Genomic DNA, 15178 nt, shown 5'->3' with positions numbered 1-15178 from the left:
GGCTGAGTTCGCTTATTCTGGGTAAATGGGAAAGCGGGCACATAATGTTTGAACGCGCTCACGGACATCGGCTTCCACGGCAGGGTCACCGCCCTCACCTTTTTCGCGCAGCCCGTCGAGAACGTCGGCAACCATATCACCAATCATCTGGAATTCCGCTGGACCAAAGCCGCGTGTGGTACCGGCAGGAGAACCCACACGAATGCCGCTCGTCTTCATCGGCGGCTGTGGGTCATTGGGAATGCTGTTCTTGTTGCAAGTAATGCCAGCACGTTCGAGCGCTTCATCCGCATCACGGCCTGTAATCCCCAAAGGAGAAAGGTCAACAAGAGCAAGATGGGTATCGGTTCCGCCAGCGACCAGATTGGCGCCGCGTTCTTTAAGCCGAGCGGCCAAAACTTTGGCATTCTCGATGACAGCTGCGGAATAACTTTTGAATTCGGGCCGCAAGGCTTCACCAAAGGCCACCGCTTTAGCGGCGATGACGTGCATCAGGGGACCGCCCTGCAAGCCTGGAAAAACTGCCGAATTTATCTTCTTGGCAATAGCTTCATCATTGGTCAGCACCATGCCGCCGCGTGGACCGCGCAGGGTCTTATGTGTTGTTGTTGTCACTACATCGGCATATTCCAGCGGACTAGGGTGATAGCCAGCGGCCACCAAGCCAGCGAAATGGGCCATATCGACCATGAACAGCGCGCCGACCGCATCAGCAATCCCACGGAACTTCACAAAATCAATGTGACGCGGATAGGCTGAACCACCGGCAATAATCAGTTTCGGCTGATGCTCTTTGGCAAGCGCCTCGACTTCCTCATAATTGATCAGATGGTCATCCTCGTTCACGCCATATTGAATTGCGTTAAACCATTTGCCCGATTGCGCCGGTTTCGCGCCGTGGGTCAAATGCCCACCGGCATCCAGCGACATACCGAGGATGGTATCACCCGGCTTGGTCAGCGCCAACATCACCGCGCCATTGGCTTGTGCACCCGAATGTGGCTGAACATTGGCAAAGCCGCAGTTGAAAAGCTGTTTCGCGCGTTCAATGGCGAGGGTTTCTACATCATCCGATGGTCCGCAGCCCTGATAATAGCGGCGGCCGGGATAACCTTCGGCATATTTATTGGTAAAGACCGACCCTTGGGCCTGTAGCACCGCTTTGGACACAATATTTTCGGAGGCTATCAGCTCGATCTGATTTTGCTGACGCGACAATTCAGCATTAATCGCTCCCGCTACCGCTGGATCACTCTCATCTACCGAAAAGTCAAAAAATCCGGTTTGGCGGATATCCTGCATATCTGCGACGTTACTCATCATGCTGCTCCTTAGGCTATTGGGGCGGAAAGTTTATCAACGCGGCGCTGGTGCCGGTCGCCGCCAAATTCTGTGTTCAAGAAAATATTCAAGCAATCTTTCGCGATCTCAATCCCGACCAAACGCGCGCCCATAGCGATGACATTCGCATCATTATGTTCGCGGGCTAGCTTGGCCGAAAGGCCTTCGGATACCAAAGCGCAGCGGCATGCTGAATTGCGATTAACCGCAATGGAAATACCAATCCCGGAACCGCAAAGAGCAACACCGCGTTCTGCTTCACCCGACGCAACGGCATGTGCCAGCTTATACCCATAATCAGGATAATCGACGCTATCCGCTGTCATCGGACCGAGGTCATTCACGTCATGCCCGGCCTGTTGCAGCCACTCTACCAAAGCGGCTTTCATTTCTAAAGCTGCGTGATCAGATGCAATGGCGACGCGCATAGGTGGATTATCCTTCGATCGAGGTGAGAATCATTGGTCCAGTATCTAGTAGAGCAAATAGGCTTAGGCCACAAAATATTGCGCTTTTCTAACAATAAAATGACTTCCGGCTTCCAAGCATCGAGCCATTGCTCAGACTGAAGTCAATGCAGCCGGATGCTCAAGCATTTGCCGCCTGTCAAATTTCCATCTGGCTGCCGAGTTCGACCACACGGTTGCTCGGAAGTTTGAAAAACTCCATGGCTGTGGCCGCATTACGCAGCATCCATGCGAATATTTTTTCCCGCCAAATCGACATTTTCGGTTTTTTGGATGGCAATAATGTTTGTCGCGACAGGAAGAAGCTCGTCGTCATCATATCAAACGGCATGCCGCAGTTTTTGACCTTGGTGAGCGCCAGTGGAATGTTCGTTTCCTGCATGAAGCCAAAGTTGAGGATGAGGCGATAAAAGCCGTCACCAATATCCGTCACTTCAACACGCTCTGACAGGGGTATACTTGGCACATCCTTGATATTCACTGTCAAGATTACGACGCGATCATGAATAACCTTATTATGCTTGATATTATGTAACAGGGCCGCTGGTATGCCCATAGAAGATGATGCCATAAATATGGCGGTGCCAGAAACCCGCGTCGCACTGTTTTTAGCGGATTTGGTAAAAACCTCGATCGGCATAGCAGCCTCTGCCATGTTTTCCCGCATGAGTTTGCGTCCTTTGGCCCAGGTTGTGAGCAAAAGATATGCAAATGCGCCTACTAATAGCGGGAACCAGCCCCCTTGTGGAACCTTGGTCAGATTAGCGGCAAAATAGGCTCCATCGACGATGAAGAATATGCCCACCAGCGGCATTGCATACCACCATTTCCATTTCCACAAGGTCAAGACGACAATTGCCAACAAGCAGGTATCAATGAACATCGCCCCCGTGACGGCAATCCCATAGGCCGAAGCCAGATTACTCGACGTCTGAAAGGTCAATACGAGCAATATGACAGCGATCATGAGCGCCCAATTGACAATCGGAATGTAGATTTGCCCCGCTTCTGAAGCACTGGTATGCTTGATAGTAAGGCGCGGGATAAAGCCCAGCTGGATCGCCTGATGGGTGACCGAAAACGCGCCGGAGATTACAGCTTGGCTGGCAATAAATGTCGCCATTGTCGCCAATATTACCAATGGCAGCCGCAGATATTCTGGAGCAAGAATGAAGAATGGATTTTGGATAGCTTCGGCGGCACCAGCGGTATCAAGCGCCAAAATCATCGCGCCCTGCCCGAAATAATTGCAGAGCAACGCAGGCATAGCAAAGCCAAACCACGCAATGCGCATCGGTTTTTTACCAAAATGCCCCATATCGGCAAACAAGGCTTCCGATCCCGTTACAGCCAATACAACCGAACCAAGCGCAAGAAACGCCTTAATACCGTCGGTCATGAAAAACTGAACGGCGTACCAAGGATTAAGCGCCATTAATATGGAGGGGTGCGCGATTATCTGGATGATCCCCAGCACCGCGATCACGGTAAAATATACCAGCATGATAGGCGCAAACCACGCCCCGATTTTGGCCGTCCCTCGGGACTGTATCATGAACAAAAGGACCAGAAGAGTAACCGCAATTGGCAATACCAATGGAGCGAGACCGGACTGGACCACCGTCAGACCCTCGACCGCGGAGAGGACCGAAATAGCCGGGGTAATCATACTGTCGCCGTAAAATAAAGATGTCGCAAATACACCCAACAGAACCGCCACCCAGCCGAATTTCGACTTTCGCAATGCACCTGAAAGCAAAGCCACCAGCGCAAGGCTCCCGCCCTCGCCTTTATTATCGGCGCGCATCAGGATCGTCACATATTGGATCGACACAACCAATGTCATCGACCAGAAAATCAAGCTCACAACGCCTAAAACGTGGATACGGTCCAATTCCAGCGGATGGGCACCGACAAATGTTTCGCGAAAGGCATAGAGCGGACTAGTACCAATATCGCCAAAGACGATGCCAATCGCACCGGCAACCAGTTTTGCAACAGCGCTACCCTCTTGGCGTGAACCATGGGGTTGGATGGCGCGATTGCGCGTCCGGTTCGGTTGTGACGACGATTCAGACATGATTGCCGACGTGGCGGTCCCCCGATTGGGTCAAAGCAGCTATGCGATTGCGATACATCTGATTCGACAAGCGCGCGCGACTAGCACGAGCATTTATAGCACGCAATGAGGGTGACAGATACATCACTTAAACTATTGACAAACCTATGCTTTACTTATCAACATTGGGGATTTCAGGGGATGGAAGTGATGGCTGCATTTGTTCCATAGCAGCTAAACGCGACTCGAGATCATCTCGCCACGGAGCGTCTTTCGGGCTCCGCTCCAGCAATTCTGTCCAGATTGCGCGCGCCTGATCAATTTTTCCGGATTGAGCATAGGCCATGCCAAGAAAAAATGGCGGGCCAGGATGTTCCGGCGAAATATCAGCAGCTCTTTGAAACGCAAATTGGGCGGCTGGCGTGATAATACCATCTGCGTGGACGACTAGCGCGTTACCCAGCCCGACCCACAAGTCAGGGTTATTCGGATGTTCTTTGACACCATTACGTAGATAATTAGCCGCAGCACCGTGTTTTCCGCTGCGATTAAGCGCATCTGAAAACACCAGCCATTCGCGTGCGGTACCAAAACGCTCACCCATTTCTTCGCGGGATTCGATATTACTATCGTCAAAACTATTGGGCTTTTCCAACGGCTCAATCGATACGCCTGCCATGCCCGGATGACCCTGCCATGCATAGCCCGCCACACCGAGCAACAGCGCCGCACCCGTAATTTCATAGGCCCCGCGCGGCAATTTCCCGAACCAGACCAGACTACCAAACAGCAGCAACAGAAACCCCAAGAGGATCAACCAACCCATTAGCTTTTGTCCTTTTTGCGGCGGAAACGCCCGCGCGCCAACCATAGAGCCGCGAGTAACAGAAAGATCGGAGCGATCCACAAAGGCCACGTCAGCGGAGACATCGGCGGGTCATAAGACACCCAATTGCCATAGCGCTCCACCAGCCAAGCCCGAATTTGTTCCGGACTTTCCCCTGCGGCGATACGTTCGCGGACCTGACTGCGCATATCCCCGGCCATCGGGGCGTTGCTGTCAGCAATCGACTGGCTCTGACATTTCAGGCAACGCAGTTCGTCCATCAGGTCCCGCGCCGCCGCCTCTTTGGCAGGATCAGCCAATTGTTGATCTGCATAAGGAGCGGGCGGCAATCCTGTCTGTGCCACCGCTGGAATCGCAAAAAGAAATGCGGCCAAAGTAAGACAATGTCTCATTGGGCCTCCCGCAACATTTTAAGCAATTTTGGGACATCCTCTTTGCGGATATCGCCAATATGCTGGTGGACGATCATACCTTTGCCATCAATGACGAAGGTTTCCGGTACACCGGACGAGCCCAATTCCAATTGTACCGAACTCGTCGCGTCGGAACCAATCCGGCTATAGGGGTTACCCCAGCGGTTTAGAAAATTTGCAATGTCTTGCGGCGTATCCCGGCTAGCGATGGCTTGGATTTCCACTCCCGCTTTCTGAAGTTCCAACAGCTGCGGTGCTTCGGCAATACAAGGCAGGCACCAGCTCGCGAAAATATTGAGCAGCTTGGGTTTACCATCCACCAAATCGGTGCTGCTCAATGCTGGCCGTTGTTCAACCGCCGCAGGAAGCGAAAAGGTCGGCATCATTTTGCCAACCATTTTCGATTCAATCACATTGTCCTTCGGCATAATCAAACCCGCCGCGACAGCGACGAAAAATAATCCGAATAGCCCCAAGGGCAACCACAGCAACCAACGATTCATAGCGCCAGTTCCGCATATTCTTTCTGCTTGCGCTGCAAATAGCCGCGCCGCAAACGTCCGATAACTGCCAGCGCGCCTCCTAGTGCAACTAAAATTCCGCCGAACCAGATCAGCGTGACAAATGGCTTCCACCAAGCACGAATTTGCCAGCGCCCTTCCTCATCCCCGTCACCTAGCACCACATAGAGCTGCCCATTCCAGCGGGTCAGCAATGCCGCCTCGCTGGTCTGTGTTTGCGCGGATGGAAACATGCGGTTTTGCGGTGTAATTTCTATTATGTTTCCGCCATCATATTGCGCGGTCATTCTTGCTTCCAAAGCCGTCCAATTAGGGCCAGCAAGGGGTTCAATCGCTTCGAACTTGAGCTTCCATTTGTTTACTATAATCTCGTCACCGGGCTTCGCAGCAATTAGTTTTTCTTCGGTAAAGCTGCTTTCCGACGCCATCCCGACCAATGCCACCGCGATACCGAAATGGGCCAGAACCATGCCATATGTGTGCAGCGGTGTTCGGCGTAAATTCCGCTTCCACAAGGGTGCAAAGCTGGCCACTGAAATACCCGCAGCCAGTGCCAGCGCAAGCAAAGGCAAGACCGACATGCCGGATGTCAGCAAAACCAGCAAAAATAGCGCTCCGGCGGAAATTACTATGGGAAGTGATATCCGGTTGAGCAAAGCCTTTGCGCTATCCCGCCGCCAACGCAGTAAGGGCCCCATGGCCATAACCGCCACCAAAATGAGCGCTAGCGGTCCAGTTGCCAGATTAAAATAAGGCGGGCCAACGGACAGTTTTTCATCGGTCAACGCCTCTACCACCAACGGATAGAGCGTCCCGACAAAGACGATGCCCAAAATCGCTGAAAGCAACAGGTTATTGGCAACCAACGCGCCTTCGCGGCTAATCGGTTCAAAGCGCGCTCCCTCTTTTACAGTGCCAACCCTGAGCGCAAACAGGGCCATTGCGCCGCCAATATATATGGCCAGAAGCGCAAGAATGAAGCTACCGCGTTCGGGATCAACCGCAAATGCATGGACGCTCGTCAAAATACCGGAGCGCACCAGAAATGTACCGATCATCGACATGGAAAAAGCCACAACAGCCAGCATTACTGTCCATGCTCTCAGCCCGTCACGCGTTGCCAATACCGAAACGGAATGGAGCAACGCCGTCGCCGCTAACCACGGCATTAAGGACGCATTTTCAACCGGGTCCCAAAACCACCAACCGCCCCAGCCCAATTCATAATAAGCCCAATAGCTGCCCGCCGTGATACCAAGCGTTAGGAATATCCAAGCGCCCAATACCCAAGGCCGCATCGCCCGCGCAAACGCCGGACCAACGTCACGGGTAATCATCGCGCCAACCGCGAAAGAGAAAGCAACCGACAGACCGACATAGCCAAAATATAAAGTAGGAGGATGAAAGGCCAAGCCCGGGTCTTGAAGCAAAGGATTTAGCCCCTGCCCATCGGCTGGGACCGGATACATCCGCTCAAACGGATTGGAGGAAATTAGCAAAAAGGCATAGAAACCAAGGCTGATAAACGCCTGTGCAGCCAATGTTGTGACCAGCGTTTTCACCTGCAAACTGCGCTCAAACAGCGCAATACACGCCCCCGCCAAGCCCATGACCGTGACCCACAGCAGCATAGACCCTTCATGATTGCCCCAGGTTCCGGCAAATTTATAAAGCAGCGGTTTAACCGACGCGCTGTTTTTCACCACCAGCGCAACCGACATGTCCGACCGCAAAAAAAGCCAGATAAGCAATAGAAAGGATAAAGTCACCAGCACGCCTTGCGCAATCGCCACAGGGCGGATCGCGGCGTAAAAATCTTCGCGTCCTGCACGTACACCAATCGCGCCCAATGCAAATTGCAATAGCGCCAATCCGGCAGCCAGCCATAAGGCGATCAGACCTGCTTCTGCAATCATTCGACCAGCGTATCCGCTTTTTTCATATCGCCAGTCATATCGATTCCTTCAAGTTCGCGGGGAATATAATTCTCATCATGTTTGGCGAGCAGGCTATCTGCCACAAATATGCCATCAGCGGTCAGCTTGCCATCTGCAACGACACCGGACCCTTCGACGAACAGGTCCGGAGTGATCCCCGTGTATATAACTGCCTGCCGCGACTTTCCGTCCTGCACGATAAAATTAACCGTCACGCCATCTGCCTCATGGTGGATCGACCCTTTTTCGACCATACCGCCTAAACGGATGGCTTCACCGAATGCCGGTTTTTTTTCGGCAATGTCAGTTGGCGTGTAGAAATAACTGGCCTGATCCTGCAACGCAAACGCCGCCAGCAATCCAGCACCGATCAAAGCGACCAATGCCAGCACGGCCAATGTCAGTCGTTGGTGTTTCGCTTTCACGCGTCGCTCTCACTTATCATTACACTCATTTTCGCTTAGCTTTAAGCCGATCCGCCTTGGCTTCAGATGTGCGCATTCCGGTATAGCTAACGACAATCACCGCCAGCGTGCCGAGCAGCACTATCGCATAGGATGCGATTACAAAAGGCCAGTGATTCATTCTGCTGCCATCCGTTTCAATCGCGCTTCGACTTTGGTCTCTGCCAATATTCCCCGCATCCGCATTAAAACGATTGCGCTGAATATAAAGCTAAAGCCAATGACATTTATCGCCAGCGGCCATAGAAAAGAGGCATCAATCGACGACCCGCTGACCGTGATGCTGGCCTTTTGATGTAGGCTGTTCCACCACACCACCGAGCGGTTGATAATCGGAATATTAATCGCCCCGACGATACCAAAAATAGCGGTAACACGAGACACTCCGCCCTTACCACCACTCGCATTGGCAAGCGCAATATAGGCAAGGTACAGGAAAAACAAAATTAGCACGGACGTGACCCGTCCATCCCAGACCCACCAGGTTCCCCAAGTTGGACGTGCCCAGATTGATCCAGTGATCAGCCCCAAGGCTGTAAATAAAGCGCCCGGAATTGCAACTGCGCGCGCTGCAACCGCTGCCAAGGGATGCCTCCACGCAATTTGCACAATGCTAGAAATGGCAATGGCCGTCCAACCGCCCATCGCTAACCACACCGTCGGCACATGGATATAAAGAATACGGACACTATCGCCCATTAACCGGTCGGCAGGGGCATAGAATAATCCATAAACCGAACCGAAGGTAATCAGCACTATTCCAATCGCCATGAACCAAAGCGTTAACGGCCTGGCAAGCGATAGAAAGCGTGTGGGATTTGCGTATGCGTGCATGTAAAAAACGGTCATTGCCTCTGGCTACTGTGCGACCAGTAAAATCTGGTTTTTTGATGGCAGAACTGGCGCAAGGCGACAAGTGTTTTTCTGAACTTGCAGCCACTTGTGACGATTTGAGGAGCTATGTCGGTCATATAATAAAAAATATTTGGGATATAAGCCATTGGAACTGCGCCATAGCTTGAAAAACTACCGTTGAAGCGACGACGGGCGGCCATTTATTAGTCCTCTGTAAACCAAGTGCCACTAAATCTGACGGTTAGAGAGCAAAATTTCGACCAATATTATATTGGCCGGGCGGGCTGAGGTCAAAAAAATACTTATGGCAGTCAAAGGCTTATTCAAAGCATTTTCCGGCGGATCGTCGGGTGATTCCAAAACAGAATCTATTTCTGTCATTACATCAGATGATTATGCACGGCGTATCGAAGTACTCGATGACTTTGAACAGGCCGGGATAAGTTGGCTATGGGCCACCGATGAGGAAGGCCGGTTGATATATCTCTCGGAAAAAGCGGCCGAAAATCTCAACAAGCCGATTGGCGAGCTACTCTCTGTACCGCTCACCGCGTTGTTCGAGAATGATCCCGACAATCCCGATGAAAAGTCCGATCGTCCGCTGCATTATAAATTTAGAAAACGAAGCAAGATCAATGATCTTGTTGTTCGGCGCATTCCCGCGACGTTGACTCAGGGAGATCGTCCGACATGGTGGATGATTGCTGCGCACCCGAAATTCGATGATGCTGGCCAATTTCATGGATATCGCGGCAATGCCAAGGACGTTACTCTCGAATATCAGCGAAAGCTGGAAGACTCCCGCCTCGCCGAATTCGACTCGCTAACCGGACTGGCGAACCGCCACCGCATGGACAGCCAACTCAATGGAATACTCGGAGCCTTTAAGGCCGCCAGCCGCAGCTGCGCCATCATGATGCTTGATCTCGACCGGTTCAAACAGGTCAATGACACCATGGGCCATCCCGCCGGCGATGAGTTGCTGAAACAAGTGGCGACGCGCATGCGCAAGATTATCGGCGACCGCGGCGAGATCGGACGGCTGGGCGGCGATGAGTTTCAGATTATTTTGCCCGATATTGATGATCGTGGAAAATTAGGCGAGCTCGCTGATAAGATCGTTAAAATTATATCTCAACCCTATCCGATTGGCGAAAAAAGCGCTGTGATTGGAACATCCATTGGCATTGCGGTCGCACCCTATGACGGTGTTGAAAAGGATGAACTCGTTCGCAGTTCTGACCTTGCTCTATATGCCGCCAAAAATTCAGGGAGGGGCCAATTCCGCTTTTATTCTGCAGACTTGAAGGATGAAGAGGAAAAACGCCGACTGTTGGTAGAAGACTTGCGCGATGCGCTGGAAAATGACCAACTTGATCTTCACTATCAGCCGGTTGTCCGCACGGATGATCATATGGTAGTGGGCTTTGAAGCGCTAATGCGCTGGGTTCACCCCGAACGAGGAGCCGTTAGTCCGGATGTGTTCATCCCCATTGCCGAGGAACTCAATCTTATTAACCAACTCGGTGAATGGGCGCTTCGCCGCGCTTGTGTCGATGCCATGCATTGGCCAAAGTCTGTGCGCATCGCGGTCAATGTGTCGGCCGTGCAATTTGCAAACAGGGATTTTCCGGAAATCGTAAGGAAAGCACTGGCTGATAGCGGCCTGGAACCCGACCGGCTCGAACTGGAACTGACCGAAAGCGTCTTTTTGGGCGACAGCGAAACCACCGACAATATGTTCAAAACATTGAAAGAACAGGGCATCAGACTAGCACTGGATGATTTCGGCACCGGCTATTCATCACTTAGCTATCTCCGATCTGCCCCGTTTGACAAGATTAAGGTTGATAAGAGCTTTGTCGATTCCTGCACACAGAAAGACAAGAATAGCGCAAAGATCATCGCGGCCATCGTCAGCCTGTCCGACGCGCTAGGCATGGAAACCACGGTCGAAGGAGTAGAGGCCTTTGATCAGTTCAGCCTCGTTTGTTCAAAAGGCGCACGATATATTCAAGGCTATATCTATTCAAAGGCCCTCAAACTCAGCGAAATTGAAGAAAAAATGGGCAGCGGCGAATTCCGGATTGAACCCGATGGACCAGAATTATACCGGCCAGACCGGCGCACCGTATTCCGCCGCATCGGCGCTATTCACGAAGATCACCGATATGACGTTGTCATGCGCGATCTGTCCAAGACTGGGGCCAGATTTGAAGGGATGCTAGGCGTTCCGGTGGGTACAAAGCTAGTTCTCGATCTTGGCGGCGGGCAATTGGTTATCAGCACCGTAATACGAGCTAATGAATCGATGCTGGCAACAGAGTTTGAAACACCATTGGTAAACGATGGCGCTGGTGGCCTGTGCACGCGTCATCGAGTCTCACCTTATGATCTGGCCTCGGCAGGCATGCCGCTAGCAGCTTTGCCGCCCGGAAATTATCCGCTGTCACATAATATATCCGGTCAGGCGGGTAAGCCACAGTTCATGCAAGTCGCTATCTAAACCTGCGGACTGTTTTGCGATGGGGCACAACGATCTTAACGACCAATAAGTGCCCGCGCCATATTATCGGCCACCTCTGCGGACGGCAATTTCCTCGACGCGCTTTCTTTCCAGATTTCCGTCAGGCGATCCGGAATTTTCGTGATCCTGCGATTAACCTCTTCGACATTGCTATCACCCAAATATTCCAAACCGACATTAATAATGCCGCCAGAGTTTATAACATAATCCGGAGCGAACAGGATATCGCGATCAAAAATCCGCTGACCATCTTCCGGCGTTGCAAGCTGGTTATTAGCGCCGCCCGCGACGATCGGAACATTGAGATGGGCAATGGAAACCTTATCAAGGATAGCGCCTAAAGCATTCGGACTAAACACATCTGCTTCCAGACGCATCACTTCGTCCAGGCCGACAACATCGGCCCCGATTTCTCCGGCCAAATTGCCGGCATGTTCTTTATTGATATCGGCAATACTCAGCCGCGCGCCGTCTTTTGCCAGCAACCGCGCCAGTCCGCCGCCGACACTACCGACGCCCTGAATAGCGACATGGACATCTTCCATGCTATCACGGCCCAGCTTGTGTTTGACGGCAGCTTTTACACCCAGATAGACGCCCATGGCCGTAAAAGGTCCCGGATCGCCGCCTGCGTCGCCGTGATCGCTGACCGGCAAACCGGAAACAAATTTAGTCTGTTTGGATACTTCGACCATATCCGCCGTGCTAATGCCAACATCTTCAGCCGTGATATATTGTCCGCCAAGCGAATCGATCATCCGGCCAAAAGCAGCCAATATTTCAGGAGTTTTTGTCCGGTTGCGGTCTGCCAATATAACCGCTTTGCCGCCACCTAGAGGAAGTCCGGCCATAGCGTTTTTAAAACTCATCCCGCGCGAGAGACGCAGCGCATCGGTTACAGCCGTTTCGCGATTCTCATAATGCCAAAATCTTGTACCACCAGCACCGGGGCCCAAATGGGTGGAATGAAGCGCAATAATCGCGCTTAGTCCTGTCTCAACATCGTGAAAAAAGTGGACAGCTTCATGGCCGTCAAAATCTGGTAAATCCCACATGACTGACATTTGGAAAAGCTCCTCGCTTGATGAGTAATATAATGTTGCATGAACGCAATAATATTATAATGTGATTTTGTCACCCCAAATAGCTTTGGATGTGCCAACCATTTGAATATGCTCAACATGTGGTTTAAAAAATGGGGCGACCGAGGGGTCTCGAACCCCCGACCTCCGGTACCACAAACCGGCGCTCTAACCAACTGAGCTACGATCGCCATAATCGTGCAGCGAAAAACAAAAATGCCTACTGCGCCGCGCTGCATAGGGACGCATGGGGGCAGACGTCAAGCATTTAGCACAGCAAAATTGCATGAGGCAATAATCACAAGGCATCGCCGCGCTGACGCTGGACCAATCGCGCCGGTTGCCGCGCGGCATCGACCAAAGCACGTTCCTCAACCAAAGCACTTTGCATTTCCACTGCCAAATCCAGTCGGAACCAGCTTGTCTTTAATTTGACCTGCCCTTGCACTTCGGTTGGCGCGGCAAAACTGGCTAGAAAAGGTTCCGCCCAAAAATCGTTGAGACTGCCATATCCCGATTCCACCCGGCGCCCCAAAAATTGACGGGACTGGGCAATATCAGGACTTTCAGAAAGCATGGCAAGCAAGACCGCCTGCTCCGGGCGCAACGTGTTGATATTGATCGGCGACAAATCGGTGGTCGGCAACGCACAGAGCCACGGGGCAATCCGTGCGTAAATATCGCTGGTGACGCCTTTTACAGTGCGCAGTTCGCTAATATCCACCATCACCGCATTGGCGGTTCGATAGGGCGTCTCCAGCCGCGTATAATAATCATCCTCGGCTCCACGGCGCGATGGAACGGTATCACTATCCATCCAATCCGTGATCGATTCCGTAATATCTGTGGCATCTCCGGGCGGCACCTCTAGCAACGTCATCAAGCGGACAAATTGATTTTGACCATCTGGTCGCGCCAATAAAATATCATCCTTCTGGCTCACCAGACTATTAATATTAAAGCAGTTCCCGCCATCGGTAAGCGCTGCGGTAATCATGCCTCCGGGGACCGGAAAGCGGCGTTCTTTGCCGTTCCACCCCCCCAGATTGGTTGTACGTCCGGGGGACAGGCTGACAATTTGTTCGGCCGATTGCATGCCAATTGATTCGGCTGCGATCAGATAAGCCTTGGCCTGACTGAGTTCGCGGGCGTTGGACGCCAGCTTGGTTGCGCCGGCTAACCGGTCGATCCCGTGAGCAGCCAGCACTGCGATCACAGCCACCAATAATAAAACAGTCAGCAAGGCGGCCCCGCGCTCGCCTTTTTTCGGCAATGCAAAAGGCTTCATAAATAACCCGTCCCGACCAGAAATACTTGGCGATAATTTCGTCCGTTCTGGTCAAAGCGGATTTCCACCGCACGCGGTAAATCACTGAGTCGTTCCGTCTGCCACATACGGACCCACTGCCCTCTTTTGTCGCGAAAGCGCAGTGCAACGTCGCTAATACCCTCAATCAATAAAGCCGGTTCGCTAATCTCGCCGCCATCGGTTGTTTCATATTGCAACCGCTCCAGCCGCCCGTCATTCAACTGATAGGATACCCGCTGCATATTGGAGCGCGGTTTATTGTTGAGATTGCTTTGCCCCCCTCGAGTGAAGGATAGAACCCCTTGCCCACTGCTGCCCGTTTCACTGATGAAGGCTGCGACTCGGTCACCATTTTCGTCACGGTAAGACCGTGGGAGCGCTTGACTGAGATCTGATTCCATCAAAGATACCAAACGTTGCATCTTTGCCATATCGCTCAATTTAGCGTCCGTAACCTCATTGCTATTCACCGCGCCGCGCAAAAGCGCCACGCCAGCCACGGACAACAGCGAAAAAATGAATAGAGCAACCATCATCTCGACCAGCGTAAAACCGCATTGCGAATTGCTGCTATCGCCGCGATCGAAATTTGCACCTGCCATGATTAGTTTTCTATATCTACATTGTGCCGGACAGCAAAGAGCGGTTGCAGTGGGCAAAATATCAATTAGTCTGAGCAACCGGCAATAGGAGCCTTTTCGGACTATTTGATGACATATCAAAACACCACATCCGCTGACTATCTTGTCGCTCTGGGACAAGTCCAACGGTTCCCGAGCCGGAGCGTGGAACTGTGCATGTTAAAAAGCTTTTTAAAGAAAGACGAATGCCAGCGTCTGGTCCAGCGTATTGATGACAAACGGCGACCATCAACCATAGCAGATGCCAACGGCGATGATTATTTTCGTACCAGCGAAACCTGCGATCTGGACCATACCGATGCTTTTGTTGCAGAAATAGATGCAAAAATATGCAATTTCGCCAATATTGATCCCAAATATGGAGAACCCCTTCAAGGACAGCGCTATGCCGAGGGGCAAGAGTTTAAAGCCCATACGGATTTTTTTGACCCCAAAGGTGAGGATTATAAAAAATTCTGTTCCGTATCCGGTCAGCGCACTTGGACATTCATGATCTATTTAAATGAGCCTAGCGCTGGCGGTGCAACCCGCTTCGTTAAGCTAAACAAGAAATTTGTTCCGAAAACCGGTAACATATTATGCTGGAATAATATTCTCCCGGACGGAACGACCAATGACCTCACGCTCCATCATGGAATGAAGGTCCGCAGCGGAACCAAATATGTAATCACAAAATGGTTTAGAGAACGTCCTTGGCCATGGACAGAATAAGCAT

General features: G+C 51.8%; 16 protein-coding genes and 1 tRNA gene. 2 read left to right on the top strand and 15 right to left on the bottom strand.

Translation table 11 applies throughout. The features are described from left to right. Window positions 1–12: 12 nt before the first annotated feature. The 11 genes from glyA to V7676_RS02275 form a co-directional block, all read right to left on the bottom strand. Complete coding sequence (glyA, locus tag V7676_RS02325) at window positions 13–1323, bottom strand: serine hydroxymethyltransferase (protein ID WP_335658047.1); 1311 nt, start codon at window positions 1321–1323, stop codon at window positions 13–15. Window positions 1324–1331: 8 nt separating this feature from the next. After that, window positions 1332–1769 (bottom strand): ribose 5-phosphate isomerase B, encoded by a 438-nt coding sequence (gene rpiB / locus V7676_RS02320; protein ID WP_335658046.1) that lies wholly within the window; start codon window positions 1767–1769, stop codon window positions 1332–1334. Between the two features lie 178 nt (window positions 1770–1947). Continuing rightward, window positions 1948–3888 carry a potassium transporter Kup gene (locus V7676_RS02315; RefSeq protein ID WP_335658045.1) on the bottom strand — a complete coding sequence of 647 codons (1941 nt, stop codon included), beginning with the start codon at window positions 3886–3888 and terminating at the stop codon, window positions 1948–1950. A gap of 151 nt (window positions 3889–4039) precedes the next feature. Next, on the bottom strand, window positions 4040–4693 hold the full coding sequence (locus V7676_RS02310) for a tetratricopeptide repeat protein (RefSeq protein WP_335658044.1): 654 nt from the start codon (window positions 4691–4693) through the stop codon (window positions 4040–4042). Further along, the gene (locus tag V7676_RS02305) at window positions 4693–5106 is read right to left on the bottom strand and encodes a cytochrome c-type biogenesis protein (RefSeq protein WP_335658043.1); all 414 of its coding nucleotides are present in this window, start codon (window positions 5104–5106) and stop codon (window positions 4693–4695) included. The genes V7676_RS02310 and V7676_RS02305 overlap by 1 nt, the downstream gene beginning before the upstream one ends. Next, complete coding sequence (locus tag V7676_RS02300; protein WP_335658042.1) at window positions 5103–5630, bottom strand: DsbE family thiol:disulfide interchange protein; 528 nt, start codon at window positions 5628–5630, stop codon at window positions 5103–5105. The genes V7676_RS02305 and V7676_RS02300 overlap by 4 nt, the downstream gene beginning before the upstream one ends. Beyond that, window positions 5627–7564 (bottom strand): heme lyase CcmF/NrfE family subunit, encoded by a 1938-nt coding sequence (locus V7676_RS02295; RefSeq protein WP_335658041.1) that lies wholly within the window; start codon window positions 7562–7564, stop codon window positions 5627–5629. Before V7676_RS02295 ends, V7676_RS02300 begins: the two co-directional genes overlap by 4 nt. After that, window positions 7561–8010 (bottom strand): cytochrome c maturation protein CcmE, encoded by a 450-nt coding sequence (gene ccmE, locus V7676_RS02290; protein WP_335658040.1) that lies wholly within the window; start codon window positions 8008–8010, stop codon window positions 7561–7563. The genes V7676_RS02295 and ccmE overlap by 4 nt, the downstream gene beginning before the upstream one ends. 25 nt (window positions 8011–8035) lie before the next feature. Beyond that, complete coding sequence (locus V7676_RS02285) at window positions 8036–8170, bottom strand: hypothetical protein (protein ID WP_335658039.1); 135 nt, start codon at window positions 8168–8170, stop codon at window positions 8036–8038. Further along, window positions 8167–8883 (bottom strand): heme ABC transporter permease CcmC, encoded by a 717-nt coding sequence (gene ccmC, locus V7676_RS02280; protein WP_335658038.1) that lies wholly within the window; start codon window positions 8881–8883, stop codon window positions 8167–8169. The genes V7676_RS02285 and ccmC overlap by 4 nt, the downstream gene beginning before the upstream one ends. A gap of 11 nt (window positions 8884–8894) precedes the next feature. Next, window positions 8895–9104 carry a hypothetical protein gene (locus V7676_RS02275; RefSeq protein ID WP_335658037.1) on the bottom strand — a complete coding sequence of 70 codons (210 nt, stop codon included), beginning with the start codon at window positions 9102–9104 and terminating at the stop codon, window positions 8895–8897. A 104-nt stretch (window positions 9105–9208) separates the two neighbouring features. On the opposite strand from V7676_RS02275, the gene V7676_RS02270 reads away from it, so the two are divergent. After that, a complete protein-coding gene (locus V7676_RS02270; RefSeq protein WP_335658036.1) occupies window positions 9209–11410 on the top strand; it encodes a putative bifunctional diguanylate cyclase/phosphodiesterase in 2202 nt (733 codons plus the stop codon). Window positions 11411–11445: 35 nt separating this feature from the next. On the opposite strand, the gene V7676_RS02265 is transcribed toward V7676_RS02270, so the two are convergent. From V7676_RS02265 to gspJ, 4 genes are all read right to left on the bottom strand, one after another. Next, complete coding sequence (locus V7676_RS02265) at window positions 11446–12495, bottom strand: Glu/Leu/Phe/Val family dehydrogenase (protein ID WP_335658035.1); 1050 nt, start codon at window positions 12493–12495, stop codon at window positions 11446–11448. Between the two features lie 132 nt (window positions 12496–12627). Then, a tRNA-His gene (locus tag V7676_RS02260) sits at window positions 12628–12704 on the bottom strand. Between the two features lie 107 nt (window positions 12705–12811). Further along, complete coding sequence (gene gspK / locus V7676_RS02255; protein ID WP_335658034.1) at window positions 12812–13801, bottom strand: type II secretion system minor pseudopilin GspK; 990 nt, start codon at window positions 13799–13801, stop codon at window positions 12812–12814. Then, complete coding sequence (gspJ, locus tag V7676_RS02250; RefSeq protein WP_335658033.1) at window positions 13798–14424, bottom strand: type II secretion system minor pseudopilin GspJ; 627 nt, start codon at window positions 14422–14424, stop codon at window positions 13798–13800. Before gspJ ends, gspK begins: the two co-directional genes overlap by 4 nt. Before the next feature lie 108 nt (window positions 14425–14532). On the opposite strand from gspJ, the gene V7676_RS02245 reads away from it, so the two are divergent. Beyond that, window positions 14533–15174 carry a prolyl hydroxylase family protein gene (locus V7676_RS02245; RefSeq protein ID WP_335658032.1) on the top strand — a complete coding sequence of 214 codons (642 nt, stop codon included), beginning with the start codon at window positions 14533–14535 and terminating at the stop codon, window positions 15172–15174. Window positions 15175–15178 lie beyond the last annotated feature (4 nt).

The sequence above is a fragment of the Parasphingorhabdus sp. genome, assembly GCF_036963805.1.
Taxonomy (GTDB): domain Bacteria; phylum Pseudomonadota; class Alphaproteobacteria; order Sphingomonadales; family Sphingomonadaceae; genus Parasphingorhabdus.
Note: the sequence above shows the minus strand (reverse complement) of the source record. Positions and strands in the feature narration are given on the sequence as shown.

Excerpts from the sequence above, each read along its gene's own strand:
- glyA (WP_335658047.1), bottom strand. The coding sequence starts at position 1,323 with ATGATGAGTAACGTCGCAGATATGCAGGATATCCGCCAAACCGGATTT.
- rpiB (WP_335658046.1), bottom strand. The coding sequence starts at position 1,769 with ATGCGCGTCGCCATTGCATCTGATCACGCAGCTTTAGAAATGAAAGCC.
- V7676_RS02315 (WP_335658045.1), bottom strand. The coding sequence starts at position 3,888 with ATGTCTGAATCGTCGTCACAACCGAACCGGACGCGCAATCGCGCCATC.
- V7676_RS02310 (WP_335658044.1), bottom strand. The coding sequence starts at position 4,693 with ATGGGTTGGTTGATCCTCTTGGGGTTTCTGTTGCTGCTGTTTGGTAGT.
- V7676_RS02305 (WP_335658043.1), bottom strand. The coding sequence starts at position 5,106 with ATGAGACATTGTCTTACTTTGGCCGCATTTCTTTTTGCGATTCCAGCG.
- V7676_RS02300 (WP_335658042.1), bottom strand. The coding sequence starts at position 5,630 with ATGAATCGTTGGTTGCTGTGGTTGCCCTTGGGGCTATTCGGATTATTT.
- V7676_RS02295 (WP_335658041.1), bottom strand. The coding sequence starts at position 7,564 with ATGATTGCAGAAGCAGGTCTGATCGCCTTATGGCTGGCTGCCGGATTG.
- V7676_RS02285 (WP_335658039.1), bottom strand. The coding sequence starts at position 8,170 with ATGAATCACTGGCCTTTTGTAATCGCATCCTATGCGATAGTGCTGCTC.
- ccmC (WP_335658038.1), bottom strand. The coding sequence starts at position 8,883 with ATGCACGCATACGCAAATCCCACACGCTTTCTATCGCTTGCCAGGCCG.
- V7676_RS02275 (WP_335658037.1), bottom strand. The coding sequence starts at position 9,104 with ATGGCCGCCCGTCGTCGCTTCAACGGTAGTTTTTCAAGCTATGGCGCA.
- V7676_RS02270 (WP_335658036.1), top strand. The coding sequence starts at position 9,209 with ATGGCAGTCAAAGGCTTATTCAAAGCATTTTCCGGCGGATCGTCGGGT.
- V7676_RS02265 (WP_335658035.1), bottom strand. The coding sequence starts at position 12,495 with ATGTCAGTCATGTGGGATTTACCAGATTTTGACGGCCATGAAGCTGTC.
- gspK (WP_335658034.1), bottom strand. The coding sequence starts at position 13,801 with ATGAAGCCTTTTGCATTGCCGAAAAAAGGCGAGCGCGGGGCCGCCTTG.
- gspJ (WP_335658033.1), bottom strand. The coding sequence starts at position 14,424 with ATGGCAGGTGCAAATTTCGATCGCGGCGATAGCAGCAATTCGCAATGC.
- V7676_RS02245 (WP_335658032.1), top strand. The coding sequence starts at position 14,533 with ATGACATATCAAAACACCACATCCGCTGACTATCTTGTCGCTCTGGGA.